18 protein-coding genes and 1 pseudogene are annotated in these 16,233 nt (G+C 58.4%); 2 read left to right on the top strand and 17 right to left on the bottom strand.

Going from position 1 to position 16,233, the window contains the following annotated elements; genetic code table 11:
* Positions 1-36: 36 nt before the first annotated feature.
* Complete coding sequence (gene tig, locus ACWKV4_RS16525; RefSeq protein WP_483833239.1) at positions 37-1,350, bottom strand: trigger factor; 1,314 nt, start codon at positions 1,348-1,350, stop codon at positions 37-39.
* 219 nt (positions 1,351-1,569) lie between these two features.
* Between tig and ACWKV4_RS16520 the strand changes: the two genes are divergently transcribed.
* A complete protein-coding gene (locus ACWKV4_RS16520) occupies positions 1,570-2,175 on the top strand; it encodes a biliverdin-producing heme oxygenase (protein WP_483833240.1) in 606 nt (201 codons plus the stop codon).
* Between the two features lie 4 nt (positions 2,176-2,179).
* Here the strand turns inward: ACWKV4_RS16520 and hepT are convergent, their stop codons facing one another.
* The 5 genes and pseudogenes from hepT to ACWKV4_RS16495 form a co-directional block, all read right to left on the bottom strand.
* On the bottom strand, positions 2,180-2,635 hold the full coding sequence (gene hepT / locus ACWKV4_RS16515) for a type VII toxin-antitoxin system HepT family RNase toxin (protein WP_483833241.1): 456 nt from the start codon (positions 2,633-2,635) through the stop codon (positions 2,180-2,182).
* Entirely contained in the window at positions 2,625-3,020 is a 396-nt protein-coding gene (gene mntA, locus ACWKV4_RS16510; RefSeq protein WP_483833242.1) for a type VII toxin-antitoxin system MntA family adenylyltransferase antitoxin, read from the bottom strand. Before mntA ends, hepT begins: the two co-directional genes overlap by 11 nt.
* Positions 3,021-3,527: 507 nt before the next feature.
* Positions 3,528-4,475, bottom strand: coding sequence for a DMT family transporter (locus tag ACWKV4_RS16505; protein WP_483833243.1), 948 nt, complete (start codon positions 4,473-4,475; stop codon positions 3,528-3,530).
* Positions 4,472-5,056: a TetR/AcrR family transcriptional regulator gene (locus ACWKV4_RS16500; protein WP_483833244.1), complete on the bottom strand. Its 585-nt coding sequence runs from the start codon at positions 5,054-5,056 to the stop codon at positions 4,472-4,474. Before ACWKV4_RS16500 ends, ACWKV4_RS16505 begins: the two co-directional genes overlap by 4 nt.
* Positions 5,057-5,453: 397 nt before the next feature.
* Positions 5,454-6,220: pseudogene (locus ACWKV4_RS16495) on the bottom strand (DNA adenine methylase).
* Positions 6,221-6,396: 176 nt separating this feature from the next.
* On the opposite strand from ACWKV4_RS16495, the gene ACWKV4_RS16490 reads away from it, so the two are divergent.
* A complete protein-coding gene (locus ACWKV4_RS16490; RefSeq protein ID WP_483833245.1) occupies positions 6,397-6,819 on the top strand; it encodes a hypothetical protein in 423 nt (140 codons plus the stop codon).
* Positions 6,820-7,096: 277 nt separating this feature from the next.
* On the opposite strand, the gene ACWKV4_RS16485 is transcribed toward ACWKV4_RS16490, so the two are convergent.
* The 11 genes from ACWKV4_RS16485 to ACWKV4_RS16435 all read right to left on the bottom strand — a co-directional run.
* On the bottom strand, positions 7,097-7,465 hold the full coding sequence (locus ACWKV4_RS16485; RefSeq protein ID WP_483833246.1) for a response regulator: 369 nt from the start codon (positions 7,463-7,465) through the stop codon (positions 7,097-7,099).
* 157 nt (positions 7,466-7,622) lie between these two features.
* The gene (locus ACWKV4_RS16480) at positions 7,623-8,870 is read right to left on the bottom strand and encodes an SGNH/GDSL hydrolase family protein (RefSeq protein ID WP_483833247.1); all 1,248 of its coding nucleotides are present in this window, start codon (positions 8,868-8,870) and stop codon (positions 7,623-7,625) included.
* Entirely contained in the window at positions 8,867-9,082 is a 216-nt protein-coding gene (locus ACWKV4_RS16475; RefSeq protein WP_483833248.1) for a hypothetical protein, read from the bottom strand. The genes ACWKV4_RS16480 and ACWKV4_RS16475 overlap by 4 nt, the downstream gene beginning before the upstream one ends.
* A 50-nt stretch (positions 9,083-9,132) precedes the next feature.
* Positions 9,133-9,723 (bottom strand): hypothetical protein, encoded by a 591-nt coding sequence (locus ACWKV4_RS16470; RefSeq protein WP_483833249.1) that lies wholly within the window; start codon positions 9,721-9,723, stop codon positions 9,133-9,135.
* Positions 9,720-10,238, bottom strand: a complete 519-nt coding sequence (locus ACWKV4_RS16465) for a glycoside hydrolase family 108 protein (protein WP_483833250.1) — start codon at positions 10,236-10,238, stop codon at positions 9,720-9,722. The genes ACWKV4_RS16470 and ACWKV4_RS16465 overlap by 4 nt, the downstream gene beginning before the upstream one ends.
* Before the next feature lie 59 nt (positions 10,239-10,297).
* On the bottom strand, positions 10,298-10,780 hold the full coding sequence (locus ACWKV4_RS16460; RefSeq protein WP_483833251.1) for a DUF1353 domain-containing protein: 483 nt from the start codon (positions 10,778-10,780) through the stop codon (positions 10,298-10,300).
* A complete protein-coding gene (locus ACWKV4_RS16455; protein WP_483833252.1) occupies positions 10,771-11,151 on the bottom strand; it encodes a DUF4376 domain-containing protein in 381 nt (126 codons plus the stop codon). Before ACWKV4_RS16455 ends, ACWKV4_RS16460 begins: the two co-directional genes overlap by 10 nt.
* Before the next feature lie 336 nt (positions 11,152-11,487).
* Positions 11,488-12,594, bottom strand: coding sequence for a hypothetical protein (locus ACWKV4_RS16450; RefSeq protein WP_483833253.1), 1,107 nt, complete (start codon positions 12,592-12,594; stop codon positions 11,488-11,490).
* Positions 12,595-12,617: 23 nt separating this feature from the next.
* Positions 12,618-13,244, bottom strand: coding sequence for a hypothetical protein (locus tag ACWKV4_RS16445; RefSeq protein ID WP_483833254.1), 627 nt, complete (start codon positions 13,242-13,244; stop codon positions 12,618-12,620).
* Between the two features lie 63 nt (positions 13,245-13,307).
* On the bottom strand, positions 13,308-13,577 hold the full coding sequence (locus ACWKV4_RS16440) for a hypothetical protein (RefSeq protein ID WP_483833255.1): 270 nt from the start codon (positions 13,575-13,577) through the stop codon (positions 13,308-13,310).
* Positions 13,578-13,580: 3 nt separating this feature from the next.
* The coding region (locus tag ACWKV4_RS16435) for a TipJ family phage tail tip protein (protein ID WP_483833256.1) at positions 13,581-16,233 on the bottom strand (2,653 nt) is incomplete at its 5' end.

The following is a 16,233-nucleotide window of genomic DNA, read 5'->3' as shown; positions in this document are numbered from 1 at the left end:
GGCTGGCTTATGGTTATTCCGAAGCTGGGCCGGTTTTTACGCAGCTTCAGGCGCCGCCTGGGCCGGTTTTACCGCTTCTTCGTAAGAGACCGCTTTGTCAGTCACACTAGCTTTCTGCAGGACAGTATCCACAACTTGTTCTTCCAGCACAACTGAACGCACTTCGTCCATCTGCTGCTCGTTCTTGTAGTACCAGCTTACGACCTGCTCTGGCTCCTGGTAGGCCGAGGCCATTTCCTGGATCAGCTCGCGTACGCGGGCGTCGTCCGGCTTGAGCTCGAACTGCTTGACCACTTCAGCCACGATCAGGCCCAGGGCCACGCGACGACGGGCCTGTTCTTCGAACAGCTCCGCTGGCAGCTGGTCTGGCTTGATGTTGCCACCGAACTGCTGCACCGCTTGCACGCGCAGGCGGTCAACTTCGTTGGCCAGCAGGGCCTTGGGCGCTTCGATCGGGTTGCTGGCGAGCAAGCCGTCCATCACCTGGTTCTTTACCTTGGCCTTGATGGCCTGGCGCAGTTCGCGCTCCATGTTCTTGCGCACTTCAGCGCGGAAGCCTTCCAAGCCACCTTCCTTGATACCGAACTGGGCGAAGAACTCGTCGTTCAGCTCAGGCAAGGTAGGCGCGGCAATGCTGTGGACCTTAACGGTGAACTCGGCGGCCTTGCCGGCCAGGTCCAGGTTCTGGTAATCCTCCGGGAAGGTCACGTTCAGCACGCGCTCTTCACCGGCGCTGGCACCAACCAGGCCGTCTTCGAAGCCAGGGATCATGCGGCCGGAGCCCAGTACCAGTTGGGTACCGGTAGCGGAACCACCACTGAAGGCTTCGCCGTCGATCTTGCCGAGGAAGTCGATCGTCAGCTGATCTTCGTTCTGCGCGGCGCGCTCGGCGGTTTCATAACGCACGTTCTGCTTGCGCAGCACGTCCAGCATGTTGTCTACATCGGCATCGCCAACTTCAGCGCTCTGACGCTCGACGCTGATGTTTTCGAAACTGGCGATGGTGAATTCTGGGAATACTTCGAAGGTTGCGATGTATTCCAGGTCTTTGCCTTTCTCGAACACTTTAGGCTCGACGGACGGCTGGCCGGCGGGGTTGAGCTTCTGCTCGCGCACGGCTTCGAAGAACGTGGCCTGGATCAGAGTGCCCAGGGCCTCTTCACGGGCCGCGGGTTCATAACGCTGACGAATGACGCTCATCGGCACCTTGCCAGGGCGGAAACCTGCCACCTTGGCGTTGCGGGCGGTCTGTTGCAGACGCTTGTTGACTTCGGTCTCGATGCGCTCGGCAGGCACGCCGATGGTCATGCGGCGCTCGAGCGCGGAAGTGTTTTCAACAGAAACTTGCATGGATATTCCTCGTTGCACAGACGATAGCCGGCGATTCCCGACTCCAGATCAAGGGCAAGCATTCTAGTGGCTCGAATGCCAGAAGTCACGCCACCCGACATGTGGTGCAATACGTAGGCAATGGCCCGGCAGCCGGGCCCCGGAGTAAAGCCCTCGGCGCCCTACCGCCGGGCTTACCGAAGCGGCGCGCGGTAGGCTACCTCTAATGGGGCTGGTATTGTGCGCACTATTCTGTCACCACCGGAGAGCACGATCATCGCCGCGGAAATTTCCCCAGCCCTCGCCGCCCTGCGCGAGGCCACCCGTGAGCTTCACGAAACCCTGGATGCCGCCTCGCCACTCACCACGCCCGGGTTCACCAGTGCCGATTATCTGGCCTATGCCGCCAGGGTCAGCGGCTGGATGCGCCCAGTGGAGCGCCATCTATATAGCACTGCCCTGCCCTGGCCCGCGGAGCTTGAAGTAGACGCCCGTGGACAGAAAAGCCAGTGGCTGGCGCAGGACTTCGGCGACGCTATCCCTATCGCACCTGAGTGCCCTTATGCGCCGGCGCCCGGCAGCCTGGCCGAGGCTTATGGCCTGGCATACGTTTGCGAAGGCGCAACACTGGGCGGGGCTTACCTGTACAAGCGATTGCTGCCCCAGCTTGCGCCGCTGCAATTGCATTGGCTCAAAGGTTACGGGGCTGACACAGGCACGCGCTGGAAGGCATTTACCGCCAGCCTGGCCCATGAAGTAACCACGCCCGCGCAAATCGAGGCGGCCGCTGCGATGGCACGCGAGGGCTTTATGACCTTCGAGCGATGGATGCGGGAAGGGCGGTAGATGCTCAGGATCGAATGCTTTGCGGAGGGCGAGGCTCATTGCTCACTTGCCCGTCCCGCCGAACAATGGCCGAGCTGAAAGCGGTAAAATCGCCGAGGTGCTTGGTAATGATCGCTACCGTGATGGGCAACTGAAGCATTTGATATTCGTGAACAGCGATATTTCTATACCCGACCATGCTTTTCATAGAGGGCAATAAGTCAGGCGCCAGCCAGCCACCGCGGGCCAGTAAGTCAAAGACATCGCGCGCACTCTGTGGCAGCCCCAGGCGCTCTCGCCTTATCAGGTGTTGCCCTATATCCAAGGCCGCCTCGCAAGCGCGCTGTATGTTCAAAATCGCCGCGTCCTGCCGGGTGAAGTCTGTCGCAAAGGTATCTGGGCCTTTTTCGTACTCCTCACGTACCCTGGCGACGCAACGCTCGATGGTTGCAGCCTTATTGATCAGAACATCATCGACCATGCACCAGGCCCTCCTTGTAAATGTCGCCAAGTAGCCCGGCCCTGGCGGTGTCGAGTTCGGTCTTTTCGCTGAGGATAAACGCCTCGTAAATACCCGCGTCTACGCCGAATGACCACAGGCGCTGGCCTTTCATGATGATTTGATACTGCATGACCGTGCTGGCCGCTCGCAGATCTATCAGATCTACAGGGAGACTGGCGATATCCGCCAACTCGCCTGCCATCGCCCAGAGTTCGAGGGGGTCTACGCGACCCGCAGCCAGCACGGCCAAATCGACGTCACTGGCCGCCGTTGCCTCTCCCGTGGCCTGACTGCCAAAAAGGTAGAGGGCCATCAGGTTAGGCAAACGGTGTTTGAGGTGTGACTGGAGGGCATCGAGGTCCATTGCAATGCTCTGTTGTGTGGTGGAGCGCTTTCAGGGCGGCGGCGCCTAAGTGACAAAGCTCGCGGAAAGTTACCATGAATAATGCGCCCCCTTGAAAGCATAAACCCCAGACACGAAAAAGCCGCCCCTATAGGGCGGCTTTTTCGTTACATGGTGCGGACGAAGAGACTCGAACTCTTACAGCTTGCGCCGCTGGAACCTAAATCATGATGGTTTGAATTAGGCCCTTCCATATCAATGACTTATGCCGCCCGCACTCGGGTAAGTCGTCTCAGAATAGCACGTGGAGTTCACGCTGTGCTTTTGCCGTGTACACGTTCAGTTCACGCGCCCTCCTCGGCACCTCCCGCCGAAACCCCGCCGTCCTGACGTGGCCGCTCATCCTCTTTTCAAATTAACAGCACCGTCCTGGCACTGCATCAGCTTTGGGTCAGTTGCTGCTGGTGACGACAGGCAGCTACCGACCTATAGCTGCCCTCCGTCTCAGATAGCAACCCTTATGAAGCGTTACACCCGCTGCGCTTGAGTACCTTCGGGCTGTACCTCTGATTGAGCTACCAAAACATACAAACACCCCACAATCAGAGCTGCACCAACCCAACCAAGGAAAGGGAGGCGCTCGCCTACGATAACGACTGCCAATACAGCAGCTACCACGGGCTCGATCAGCGATAGCGTGGTCGCAGTGCTTGCTGCAACTTTCGAAAGCCCAAGCCCGAACAGGATGTATCCCAGAAACATTGGTACGAGGATCATGTAGAGCCCTACTGCCGCATTGTTCCAGCTCTCCACCAAGCGGGCTCCCGTCAATAACAAAACCGGAAGAAGCATGAGGCCGCCCAGTCCGAACGTAGCACCCATGGCGGCGCTGGAAGACACACCTTTTCTCATGAGCCGATGGGCCGTCCAGGAATATAGGGCATACGTTGCGCCTGCAAGCAGGCCAAGCACAACGCCGAAGACGCTTGCTGACAGTGACACGTGAACAGCTGAGCTAGTATGTCCTTGAGCCTTGGCAATGCACAGCAGCACAGTTCCAAGTAACCCAAGGCATGCGCCGATAAGCCACCTTGCGGTGAGCTGCTTGCCATCGAACACTCTTTCGATGACCGCACTCAGAAGTGGAGCTGAGCCGATAGTAACTATCGTACCGATGGTGACTCCAGCTAGGTGCATTGAGGTGTAGAACGCCAAAGGGTAAATGGCGACTGCGATAGCCCCGATCAGCACGAACGCCCAGTGGCTGTGCAGAAGGCTTCCCTCCCCTTTGATCTGCCGAAACGCCAAAAGCATCTGCAACAGTCCGCCAATCCCCATAGCAGCGGCACCAATGGCCAATGGACTTACGTCAGGAGCGAAGGTCGCAGCGGTGCCTGTGGTTCCCCACAGTACAGAGGCAGCCAAAACGCAGGACACGCCAAATCCGCGGCTAACGGGTAAGGCCTGTGTGCTCATGCTACTGCCTCCAATAGCGAGGCCGCGATAAGCCGAGCTTGCTGTACCCGTGCATCGTTGCCCTCCAGGCCTGCGCGGGACATTGAGCCCTCCAAAAGAAAGGATAGATGCGTTGCTGTTTGATTAGTGGCTTCAGGACTAAGCGGCGATAACTCGGCCAAGTGTTGCGCCAGGAGCTGCTCAACATGCTCTTTATGGCGTCGAACTGCCTCACGTCCTACGTCGCCTGCGGGCAATTCAGCAGCTGCATTTAGCAAACCACAACCTCTGAACCCGCGTTCATAGGCAGAGTTTGCATGGTCGGCGTAGGCATCAAAAATGGCCAGAACGCGTTCCTGAGGCGTGCCGGCTTCAGCCAAGCGGGTTTCATACAGTGCGAGCCATTCGGCATGCCGTGCTTCTATAAAGGCCGCCACCAGGTCAGCCTTCGATTTGAAATTGTTGTACAGACTCATCTTCGCCACACCAGCTTTGGCGGTAATGGCGTCAATGCCCGTCGCGGTAATGCCGTCGTTGTAAAAAAGCGTTGCTGCGGCCTCAAGCAAGCGCGCTTTGGCGGCTTTCGTTTTTAAAGATGGCAAGTGGCGATCTCCGTAATGGGTAGACTAGTCTACCTATTTCTACGGAGCGGTAAACCAGATTTGCTTTCAAGGGCCGCTATGGGTCGGTAGCGGCCTGTCGCCACTGGCAGCAGCCTCATAGCAGCCGTGCGCTACTGGCTGAAATTCGCTTAGCGGCCCTTTCGTTTGGTTCCGCTACCGAGCCTGGTAAAGAATTTCCAGAATCAACTCTAGGTACTGCTGCCAGTAAAACGGATTTCGAATCCGTTTTCGCTCTAAATAAACATTGGCTATAAATCCCGAAACCCTTTAAATACGGGGCTTTCAGCTAAGCATAACGCAACACAGTTCCACACGGTTAGGGGGAGTCATTCCCCCAAAATTCCCCCAGCCGGGCTTGCCCGCGTTTTACTGTCTTCTACCAGTTCATTACTACCAGCTCTCCGGTTACCTTGGCCTGGCTCTGGCGGCGGTTCGTATTGCTGTATCGGATGCTCAACTCTTCCATACGCAATCCAGCGAACACTTCGCGAATATCGGGATGGTCGTTAATGCTGACCATGACCTTGCCTTGGGCGCGCCTCATGAAGTCCGCCATCAGCTCATATTGGTCTATCCCAAATTCACTTCCATAGCCCCGCGTCTTCCAATACGGGGGATCCATGTAATGGAAGGTGTGCGGTCGGTCATAGCGTTCAGCGCATTGCAGCCATGGGAGGTTTTCCACATAGGTACCAGCCAGGCGCTGCCAGGCAGCAGACAGACTTTCTTCTATACGCATCAAGTTGATAGACCGGGTAGTCGTAGCAGTCCCAAAGTTTTGTCCAGTCGTGCGCCCACCGAAGGCGTGGTGCTGGAGGTAGTAGAACCGGGCCGCACGCTGAATGTCAGTGAGCGTTTCTGGGCGGGTCATCTTTTGCCACTCAAAGAGCTGACGTGAGGTGAGAGCCCATTTGAATTGCCTGATGAATTCTTCGAGGTGGTGCTGAACAACACGATATAGGCACACAAGGTCGCCGTTTATGTCGTTCAGGACTTCCACCTTTGCGGGCTCTAGGCGCTTGAAATAGAGCGCGGCGCCGCCGGCGAAAACCTCCACGTAGCAATCATGGGCGGGAAAAGATCAAAAAGAGATTTTGCTAGACGGCGTTTGCCGCCCATCCAGGGGACGATTGGGTTGGTCATTGCAAGCCTTTACCTGTATGTATAGACAGTATAGCCTTGCCTCGCTTCGTGCACGGAGCGGGGGCTTCGGCCGGACTTGCAGGAGTGCTCTGCGGGTTTGGCGGCTCAAGAGGATGCGTCAACATCCAATTGAGTCGCCCCTTTCTACTCATTTATTTCTGTTGCGGCGGTGCAGCATGATTGACGACGAACTAGACCCGGCCGAGTGGCTTGGGCTACCTACCCCGCTAGAGATGTGGAAGCAGCAAGCCCATCTTTGCCTCGAGGAATGCAACCTACTCCAGCAGTCCTTGGCGGAGCAGCGCACCAGGTTAGCCACGCTTATTACGATGTTCACCGATGCCGACCGCGAGCGAACTCAGCTCAAGAAGGATCTGGATGCAAGTCGCTTGGCCGAATCCAGGGCAAACCTGAACGCTTCTGATAGCTGGAAGAAGTGGCATGCCGAGGCCATGGCCAGGCAGGCCGACCGCCATTTCTACTGTGATGCGATTGAGCGCCTAGGCGGCGACTCGCATGCAATCATGGTCGCCGGGCATCGGGCTGAGGCCGTCGACAGGGATAATCTTCAGGGGCGCGACGTGGGCAGCGGATCATAGTCTTCCTCCTACGACCTTGGCTAAAGCAGTGTTTATACTTGAGCCAGGGTTGCGATGGAGCGGGTCGATGCTGGAGAACTGGAAGGCTAACTGGGATATTGAGCAAGAGCAGGTCATATGCAGGGAATGTGGTTCCCAGCAAAACGTGCGAGAAGCGCGGCGCCCTTTCAAGCATCGGGAGGGATGCGCCGCAGCAATCCAAGCGGATCAAATGCCCTGGCGAGATCTAGCGGCGCTGATGCGGGCAGAATTCAAACCCAGCGGTTAGTCAGCAAATTCACGAGCCTCTTTTTAAACGTGTCTTCACCATGCTGCATAGCGCATCCAAGGCCCAGGGCTTGGGCAGCAATGATGCGCTTGGTGGAAGCTGTGAGTTGTGCTGGTAGCCATAGCCAGTGCTGATGATGACGGGTAAATCAGGACGTTGTTCATGGATTGCCTTGGCAAGATCCCATCCGCTGATGCAGCCGGGGGTATTTACGTCCGTAAGCACAAGATCAAGGTCTTGACGATGTTCGAACACCCGCAGTCCAGCTTCTGCTGTCGCTACAGCGTCCACGATCGCACCAGTGTCGGACACTACTTCAGTCAAAAGTTGGCGAAGCAACTCGTCATCCTCAACAACCAGAACAATAGGTCTACTCATAACCCCAACGCCGCTAAGCTAATTCATGGGATTTATGACTTGCAGCTTTACAGAGTACTCACCGAGCCCGACGATCTGTCAATTTTGTACAAATTTTATTTAGTTATTTATAGAATATTTTGTCTCTGTACGATTTCTGTTCACCTCCTGAAAGCGCTTATACCTTCCGCTGGCCGAACTGGCTGACCTTGACCGTTGAGTCCTGGGCGATGCCGGTGGCCAGGTAGAGCCCCATACGGCAGGTGACCGTGGTCTCGGTTAGGTCGGCGGTGTGGCGCTGGGTTTCGAGCGTTCCCTTCCAGCTCGCCGGCAGCGTGAAGGGTTCCTGGTACTTGTCCATCGAGCGGTAATAAAGAGTGGTCGCCGTGCCGTTCACCGGCTTGTTGATGATCATCTCCGCTTCCCAGCCCAGGATGCCGCGGCTACTGCCCACGATCTCCGCCATCGATACCATTTCCAGCACGTCGGCCACGGCCAGGTTGGTGGTCGGCACGTTTGTAGCTGGCTGCACGTAGATGTAGCCACCGGTACCGGTCATGGCGCCCGACAGCTCGATGCACTGGGCCTCGCCGGCAGCGGCCTGTTCCTTGTACCACCTGGTAGTGATGCCAGCCAGGCCAGAGCCCTGGGCCTTGTACCCATCCGCCAGCACCGAGCCAGCGACCGCGTTGACCGAGGCGGCAATGCTGCCGGCCGTGCCCAGCATCAGCGGGTTGGCGTTCAGGCAGCCGAACGGGCGAATAGCCGAGTACAGGTCAGCAGCATCGGTGGGCAGCGGTACGCCGAAGAATTCGAAGTTGGCAAGGATCACGGGCACCACGCGCGACTGAATGAAGTCAGCGCCCAAAAGATTCGGATGCAGGCCCTCCACCGTCATTTCTTCGGTGAAGCCATCCCAGATATTGGCAACCGGTACGAACTGGCTGACGTAGCTCAGCACCCAATCCTTATAGGCGACGGCTTCTTCCAGCGCGGTACCGGTCAGGGCCTTCGTACCAAAGCGCGGCGTACCCGTCCCGACAATCAAGTACTTGCCCGGGATATTCTCAAAGGTGGTGATGGCTTTCATCACGTTGGCCTTTGAGTCAGCCAGGGTCATGCCCGGGGTAGTGCTGTCGTTAGTGCGAGAAAGCATCAGCCACAGATCCGCCGTAGCCGAGGCAATCGAGGCCGGCAGTCGCGCCATCATCTGCCCAGTGTGGTCGCCCACCTTGCCCTGGTTGTCCCGCCAGTCTGGGAATAAGCCCGTCTTCGCCGCAACGGCCCCTGCATAGCCGTAGGCCTCAGTGCCCCATGCTGTAGCGGCGATGGTATGGCAGTTGGCGCTGAAGCTGTCGCCCAGTAGGCCAAGCCCGCGGCGAATCCTGATTTTCTGTTTCGGCGCTCCGCCGATGATTAGGCTCACTTGACCACCTCATAAGCAGCGCCGCCTGTGGGAGTAAAGCGGGTGGGCGAATTGCCCAGGTCGAGGCGCCAGGCGCCGTCTACCGAAAAGGTATCGGACACGACCCAATCGGCGCCCACCTGTTTCTCTACGGTGATGCTGCCCCCATTAGCCTTCACTGCCAGCGTGTGGGAGCCGTAGCTGTACTTCATGACGAATTGATCGGTACGCATTATGCGGCCCTTGTATGCGATTTATGGTCGGGTTGCAGCCGGCGCGCAGCCTACTTATCCGTTCTTGTGACGGTCCCGGGCGCCACCGCAAACTCGGTGATCGCCGCGTTTTGCTTCTGCGATTCTTTGGTCATGCCGAACCAGAAGCCCATGACCTGCTTGAGCTCACCGAACCACAGGCCAATGACCGTGCCCACCGTGAGGCTGGCCGTGGGATCGGTCAGGATCTCTTTGTTCCAGCCCATGAATACCGCGGCGATGATCAGCAGCGTGCCCAGCAGGATCAGGCCGGTGACCACCGGGCGCACAATGTCGCGAGGTTGCGCAGCGGCCAGTTTGCGGGCGCTGTCCCTGTCGGCGGCCTCGGCGGCGTACTGCAAGGCCTCGGCCTGGAGGCGATTGTTCTCGGCGGTGACGGCGAGCTGCTGGAGCTGGACCTTGGCATTCGCCTGCAGCTCCTGGACCTTCACCATTGCGTCGGGATTGGTGGCCAAGATCGCGCTGACCGCATCGGGGTCGTTGGAAACATTGAGGGCACTCGACACCAGCGCACCCACCGCCGCGCCCGCAGGCCCGCCGAGCAACGTCCCGAGGGTGGGGGCTGCAGCGCCGATGATTTGGCCTACGTCTGACCAGTTCATGAGTCCACTGCCCCGTATTGAAGGTTACCGGCCACCCGGTTGGTCCAGCCCCTGCCATAGGTAGGCCAGGTCGAAAGCTTGGTAATGAACAGCAAGCGCTCGGCGTTCAAGAGCATGACCGCATCGGTGACGCTCATGGCCTTTACAGCGGCGATAGTGATCTTGCCCACCTGGCCGTCATCAGCCACGCCCGCGGCGCGCTGGAGCATGCGGATGGCGTTACCGTTGCCATTGTTCACGGCGATATCGAACAGTTGGTAGGCCAGCGCCGGTTGATACTGATCAGCCTGGGCGCGGTCCCAGAAATCACGCTTGTAGATGACCTTAGCCTGGTCAAGGGTCAGGTTCAGAATGTCCTGATCTGGGTAGCTCATGGCTGAGATACCGTACTTAGTGCCGTTCAACTGGCCCTGCCCCGTGACGCCGGAGGTCCAGTTGCCGCGGTCCTTCGGGTCAGCAGTGAACAAGCCCTCGTGGCCAATCACCCTTTCAAATGCCAGATCGAATCCGGTCATGTTTATCTCCAGGCATAAAAAAACCCGCTCGATGGCGGGTGGTCGTGATAACGCAGGGGTTAGGCGGCGCCGTAGCGTCTGGCGCCGCAGAGGCGGATGCCAGCCCAGAACAGGAAGGTGCGCCAGCGGGCCGTACCGTCGCCGCTGTGCATGGCACGGCTGAATACCTTATCGCACTTGTTGCGAGGCAGTAGAGCCGTTTGGTAGAGGTAGTCATGCAGGATTGCGGCGCGCATACCGTAGCCGACGACAAGGCCGTACAGGGCCAGAGCGACCACAGCGACGGCCCAAGAGGCGGTGGCTATCCAGGTGGCCGAGGGCATGAACAGGCCTAGGACTATGGCCGCCAGGGCGCACCACCGACAGATCTCCCGCAGCACCCGGACCGACGCCAAGTCGCTAATGAAAGTCTCTGGCACAGTGATCTGGCCATGTTGGGGGTCATTAAATATTAGGGGCTCCAGTAACTGGAATTGCCAGCGGCTGAGCTGGCGGGTGGCCGCGCCGGCGGCGAACTTGCCAGGAGCTAGAGTCACGGCCATCCCCTCTCCAATTTGGCGTTGCTGAACGTACCCTCGGCCACCGCTTGCTGCAGCACGGCCTCCCGGTCAAAGCACGCCTGCACGTGAGCCCTCACGGCCGAGGCGACGGCCTTCACCGTCCCGGCGTCCAACTTCACGAACCCCTCGGGCGTTTTCCAGTTGCAGACGTAGGTCGGGTCGTCCATCCCCGCCAGCCTGGCGCCGGCGATCAGCGCCTGGCTGTCACGGCCGGTGTCGATGGCCATCTCGTTGACAGTGATGCCCCCGGTCTCGGCCTGCCACCGGCGTGCGGCGATGCGCGCGAGCAACTCGGCCTTCGAGGCCTGGGCCTTATCCTCCGCCGTGACGAGGCGGGACAGGTCAATGTTCATATTCAGGATTCCCGAGTTCGGGCAACCCAAGAGGCTCTAGCTCTAGGTTACGAGGGAGGCTAAGGTCTCCATCAGCAGGATCAACTAGGGGCTTAGGAAACGTCTGCTCCTGCGTGGGATGCGCACCGTAAGGCAGCAGCAAAGTCAGTAAGAGTTGGCCGCCCTCGCGGTGAACGTCACCCACAAAGTAGTCAGAGTCTATCGCGCCTGCCGGGAGGGAGGCTCCCTCGGGTATGCCCGAGAGATCGAACTCCTCTCCGTTAATAGTTAGGACGTCACCGTTCTTGAACACCGTGAGCTCGTCATCTCGACGTTGAGGAGACAAGTTTATGATCATTAGTACCATCTTCCTTTAGCATGTAGAGCTATATAAACAGACTGTGCAGGCGTCCACGCCCCCTGTATTACCCCGTAGGTATTCGAAGCTGCGTAGCCTGATAGTCTAACTAGATCCAGGTTATCGTTACCCGTCGGGAACCCCGCTGTAACCTGAACAATTATGTTCGGAATACCAGTATTGGAAAACCCGCTAAAGCTGGCAGGGAACGTCCAGTTTAAAATAGTGGAGGGAGTTGGAGGCGTACCACCGTAGGTGGCCATGTAAAATACCCAGCACTCCAAGGTACCGTCGGCAAACTTCGTATAGTTACCGTTAGCGTTGATGCCACGCTCTATAACGGCTCCCGTGGGTAGGCCAGAGGACTGAGACACGGTCCCTACTATGTTGTTACCTGTAAACAGACGAACCCACGCGTCTTGCTTGTTAGTCTCAAGATTGAGCCTACGGTAAAAGACCTGGCCGTCTATTCCGTAGTAGGTCTGGTGGACCACCCCCTGATTCCAAACTTTTATGTCTACTAGGTCGCCGTTACGGGCATTCCCGCCGTTTAGGCTCGGCGGCGCCGCCGTGTAGGTGTTGTCCAGGCGATACATCCCTACGACGCCTAGTGAATTTAGGTTGGTGCCTGTAGGGGGGACCGGCGAGAACAGCCCGCCGAAGCCGAAATCTCCGACCTTGAGAAGACGCCCCTCAGTTGAGTCTGTAGGTGAGGCCGTCATCCTCACTGTTGCCATGCTGTCAGGCGCGTTGAAGTAAGGCACCATGCCGGCGGCACCAACTAGGCTAGAGAGCGCGTTTATAGAAGGAGACGAGGCCAAAGCACCGAACTTATTTACCAGTGTCCGCAGCGCGTCAGCCGAATCCTTGACGTAGCCCTGCATGGGCGCCAGCGCATATACGCCAGCAGCAACGGTTGGGCCCACGTAGGCGGGCAGGATTGATAGCACGGTATCGCTGGCAATGTTGGCTACTTCGTACCAGCGCCCATCCGGGCCTAGGAAGGCATCGCCTACCCTGGCGTTCGCGGCAAAGCCAGTATTTGCGCCCGTGACGGTGGTTGAATTTTGGGTGCACGAAACCGTGCCTGATCGAAGCCAAGGCATTGAGGATTCCCTAATTGCGGATGCTAGAAGTTGGTTATGTCTATGGCCAGGGCGAGCCCGTCCTGGATTACGCGGCTGTACGTGCGCCCGTCGGTGCGAGTGCCCCCCTCCGTGGTGATGGTCTTCTCCAACAGCGAGGCGCCCGACCGGTAGAAGGTCGAGATGCCACCGAAATAGATCACGGTCTCACGGTCCGCAGGGTCGCGCAGCAGCGCGGTCGCCTGGAAAGGCACCATGCACTGCGCCAGCCCATAAATCCTATTGGGGTCCAGGTCGGTGGCCACGGTGCCCTTGCGCGCTGGCCCGGTCCCATAGAAGCTCTTTACTCGCAGGTACTTCATGTTGCTATCGAAGACGAGCTGCCCTGAGGCATTGAATAGCTGGAGTATGCCCCCAGCGTTACCTATCGCAGATGGCACAGTGAAAATGCTGTAGTTCACCGTACGCCCGTAGAAGGTCTGGGCGAAGATCACTCCGAAGGAGAAGGTGTTGCCCGAGCGTGACGTCGCCGAGTGGACGACCCAGGCGTCGGTCAGGTCCAGCGCGAAGATCGGTACATCGCCGTTGGATGTGTAGGTGACCGTCAGGAAGTCCGACTGCTGGCTGGGGCGGTTTCGCGCAAGCGTGATGGTCCCGCGTGCGGCAAGCACGGCGTTGCTGTAGCTGTCGTCTATCAGGACGGAACCCGACGTGTTGATGACCTCAATGGGCATTCAGTAGACCCCATAAATGAGGGTGCATGGGTACTCCGGCGCCGTCCACGACAGCGTACTCCCCGACAGCGTGATCTTGGGGTAGTCCTCCCAATCTCTGTAGGGGTCGGACTCGGGGATAATCATGTAGAACATGGTTCCTCTCGAGAAACCGTCGTTGTACACGGAGCCGGCCGCCGATATGCTCAGCGTCCCGAGGATCTTGGTGATCCTGGACGACAGGTCCAGTTGCAGGGACCCGTCGGCGTTGTACAACTCGAACTCTGGCATGGTTCAGACCTTGATCTTAATTCGTAGTACGTTGTTAGCATCGTAATAAAGGTCTCCTGTATTGTCAGAAACTCTGCGACCAGTACCACCTACGCCATTATTTTCGAAGGTCCCAGCGGCCATATTTATACGCAACCCTTTTTGACCTGCGACATAGTTCGGCGATTGCAAAATACCTATCTTGGCCGTAGTTATTGACGCGTCTTCGATAAATGTCGGGCCTAAGAAGTTTTGTCCATTCTTAATAATGAACGGATAGTCCACGGAGCCTGGCGTTGTTGGGTTGGCGAATGCAATCTGGTTAGCTGTGAACAGCAGCGTTGACTGCAGTCCGCCTGGGCCGTTCTCAATGCCTGCACCGATGCCCGCGTACACATATTGCCCGGCGGCATTGACCTGAAACTTCATTGCCCACATAAGCGATAGTTTGCCGTCCGTACTAGCTTGGGCCTTGCTCACTGTTTGGATTGATGCGGTGTTTTCGCCTGCCGAAGCTTGAAGCTGCGAGATTTGCTGAGCCGTTGCACTCTGGTTGGTGGCCACCACCGTCTGTACGTTAGTGATCTTGGCGTCGTTGGATGCGACCCCGGCCTGCAATACCTCGGTGGTTTGCACCAACGCCCCATCCTTGTTGGCTCGGGCAACCACCTCCTTCGCATAGCTGGCCTGTGTAGCCCACGCATCCAGAGCTGCCTGGAGGTCACCCTCTCCGCTATCAGCCCGGTACGCGGCGCGGAGCGTTTGCGTGCTCTTGGTTTCAGCTTGTACATCCGTGATGGCCGCGCTGTTCTGCGCCACCTGCTGCGCTAGCCCTGCGGCGGTTTGCAGCGACTGACCTACATCCCTCCAATAGGTGGCATCGGGTGGCGGGCTGTTGGCTGGCACATCCTTGTCAGCCTGATAGATGCGATCATCCGCCACCACCATGGTGCCTTTGAGATAGGTTTGGTTTGCTTGATAGGCCTTTAACCCATCCAGGGCGCCTATCTGCTCCTTCAGGTCGTCGATTTCACCGATCTTCTTGTTCAGCTCCTTGCTGAGTTCAGTTTCGCCAATCTGGCCGGCCAGGTAACCCAGGATGTCGTGGGCATTACTGGAGGATTGCCCCATCACCCACTTGGTCCATGGCCCGTTATTGCCGCTACGGTCCCCCAGGCGCGCCCGGAAGAATCGGGTGACACCCGCGGCCATGCCGGACTTCAGGTAAGTTTGTGCGGGGTAGGAGATCAGTCCGAGCTGGGTGGCATTAGCGCCATCAGACGCCGTGGATTCTTGCACCTCGGTATAGAGCGTGTCTTCCGCCCCTGGCGGAAATGCCCAGTTCAGGCGAATGCCAAACACTTCTGATGCTGCGGTAAAAGCCGCCAGGGCAGGAGGATCGCCGGTCTTGCCGTACAGCACGGTCGGTTCCGAGTAAGCCCACAGAGATGTGCTGTTGCCCACGCCTACGGCCGACACACGGGCGGTGTAGGTACCGGTGTAGATGCCGGTCACCTCAATCGACGCCGTGTAAGTTACCCCGGCATAGATCCAGTCGCCCGAATTGCGTTTCCACCACACGTTGTAGCTGTTGGCGCCCTTGGCCGCGTCCCAAGTCACGCGCATCGTGGCCACCGTCAGGCCCTGCTTTACCGCATCGAAGGTGCTGAGCGCCACGTTAGTGGGCTTTGCCTGCATTGCGCTCGGGAGCGTGGTGGTGGGCAGCGTGACGATCTGCGCGCCGCTATCGATGGCCGCGAACTTGCTGGCGTTGTGTTGCACCGCTACCAGGTCGTATTGGAGCTTGTCGTCGCCGAAGTTCTCGACCACGGTAAGAATGCGGTAAGTCTCCGCCACCACCTCTGCCGTTTCCACTGCATAGATGGATTCGGCCAGCGGTACTTGGTCGAAGGCCTTGGTGACTGTCAGGGTCCGGCCCTTCACCGTCCGGATGATGCGGGTCTGGGCCTTGCCGTTGGGCTGGATCACTACCAGCGTATCGCCTGCGGCAACGGTGAGATCATCGTCGACCACCACGCTGCTGGCGGTCGCGCTCTTTATGCGCCCGCCGATAGGCCGGCCGGCATGGTTCTGGTCCGCTATCCGTACGATCTGCCCAGGGCGAGCGATGACGCCATCCAAGCCCACGCTAAAGCTGATAGTGTCCGTCTCCAGCTGGTTGGTCAGCAGCGTGTAGTGCCCCAGGCGCTGGGCCTGGCCCTGAGACACGCAGCCAAAGGCGGTGAGTTCGGTTTCTCGAATGCCGTACCGGGCGACGGACTTCTGGTTCTGGACGTACTCGGGCTTCTGCTCGCCGAAGTTATCCCTGTTGGTCCAGGCAACCTTGGCCACGCTGTACCGGGTCGAGCCGGACGAGCCGGCGCGGGAGAATTTGCCGTCGATCACGTTGGCATTGGTGTAGGTGTACACCGGGTCGCTGGGCATGTCCGCTGAGACGGTGACCGCGCTGCCGGCGTAATAGGCCATGCCTCGGAAGATGCTGGCGATATCCTGGAGTACGGTTAGCGCGTCGTTGCGCGATTGCAGGTACAGGTTGCAGGTGAACCGCGGCTCGGTACCGCCCTTACCATCGTCCACAAGCTCATCGCAGTACCGGGCGATCTGGTACAGCGCCCATTTATCGACCTGCCCATCGCTGATAAAGCGGCCCAGCCCG

It is taken from the genome of Pseudomonas artemisiae, from assembly GCF_057128685.1.
Note: the sequence above shows the minus strand (reverse complement) of the source record. Positions and strands in the feature narration are given on the sequence as shown.

Excerpts from the sequence above, each read along its gene's own strand:
- tig (WP_483833239.1), bottom strand. The coding sequence starts at position 1,350 with ATGCAAGTTTCTGTTGAAAACACTTCCGCGCTCGAGCGCCGCATGACC.
- ACWKV4_RS16455 (WP_483833252.1), bottom strand. The coding sequence starts at position 11,151 with ATGAACATTGACCTGTCCCGCCTCGTCACGGCGGAGGATAAGGCCCAG.
- ACWKV4_RS16465 (WP_483833250.1), bottom strand. The coding sequence starts at position 10,238 with ATGACCGGATTCGATCTGGCATTTGAAAGGGTGATTGGCCACGAGGGC.
- ACWKV4_RS16505 (WP_483833243.1), bottom strand. The coding sequence starts at position 4,475 with ATGAGCACACAGGCCTTACCCGTTAGCCGCGGATTTGGCGTGTCCTGC.
- hepT (WP_483833241.1), bottom strand. The coding sequence starts at position 2,635 with ATGGTCGATGATGTTCTGATCAATAAGGCTGCAACCATCGAGCGTTGC.
- ACWKV4_RS16470 (WP_483833249.1), bottom strand. The coding sequence starts at position 9,723 with ATGAACTGGTCAGACGTAGGCCAAATCATCGGCGCTGCAGCCCCCACC.
- ACWKV4_RS16460 (WP_483833251.1), bottom strand. The coding sequence starts at position 10,780 with ATGGCCGTGACTCTAGCTCCTGGCAAGTTCGCCGCCGGCGCGGCCACC.
- ACWKV4_RS16440 (WP_483833255.1), bottom strand. The coding sequence starts at position 13,577 with ATGCCAGAGTTCGAGTTGTACAACGCCGACGGGTCCCTGCAACTGGAC.
- ACWKV4_RS16490 (WP_483833245.1), top strand. The coding sequence starts at position 6,397 with ATGATTGACGACGAACTAGACCCGGCCGAGTGGCTTGGGCTACCTACC.
- mntA (WP_483833242.1), bottom strand. The coding sequence starts at position 3,020 with ATGGACCTCGATGCCCTCCAGTCACACCTCAAACACCGTTTGCCTAAC.
- ACWKV4_RS16450 (WP_483833253.1), bottom strand. The coding sequence starts at position 12,594 with ATGCCTTGGCTTCGATCAGGCACGGTTTCGTGCACCCAAAATTCAACC.
- ACWKV4_RS16475 (WP_483833248.1), bottom strand. The coding sequence starts at position 9,082 with ATGCGTACCGATCAATTCGTCATGAAGTACAGCTACGGCTCCCACACG.
- ACWKV4_RS16485 (WP_483833246.1), bottom strand. The coding sequence starts at position 7,465 with ATGAGTAGACCTATTGTTCTGGTTGTTGAGGATGACGAGTTGCTTCGC.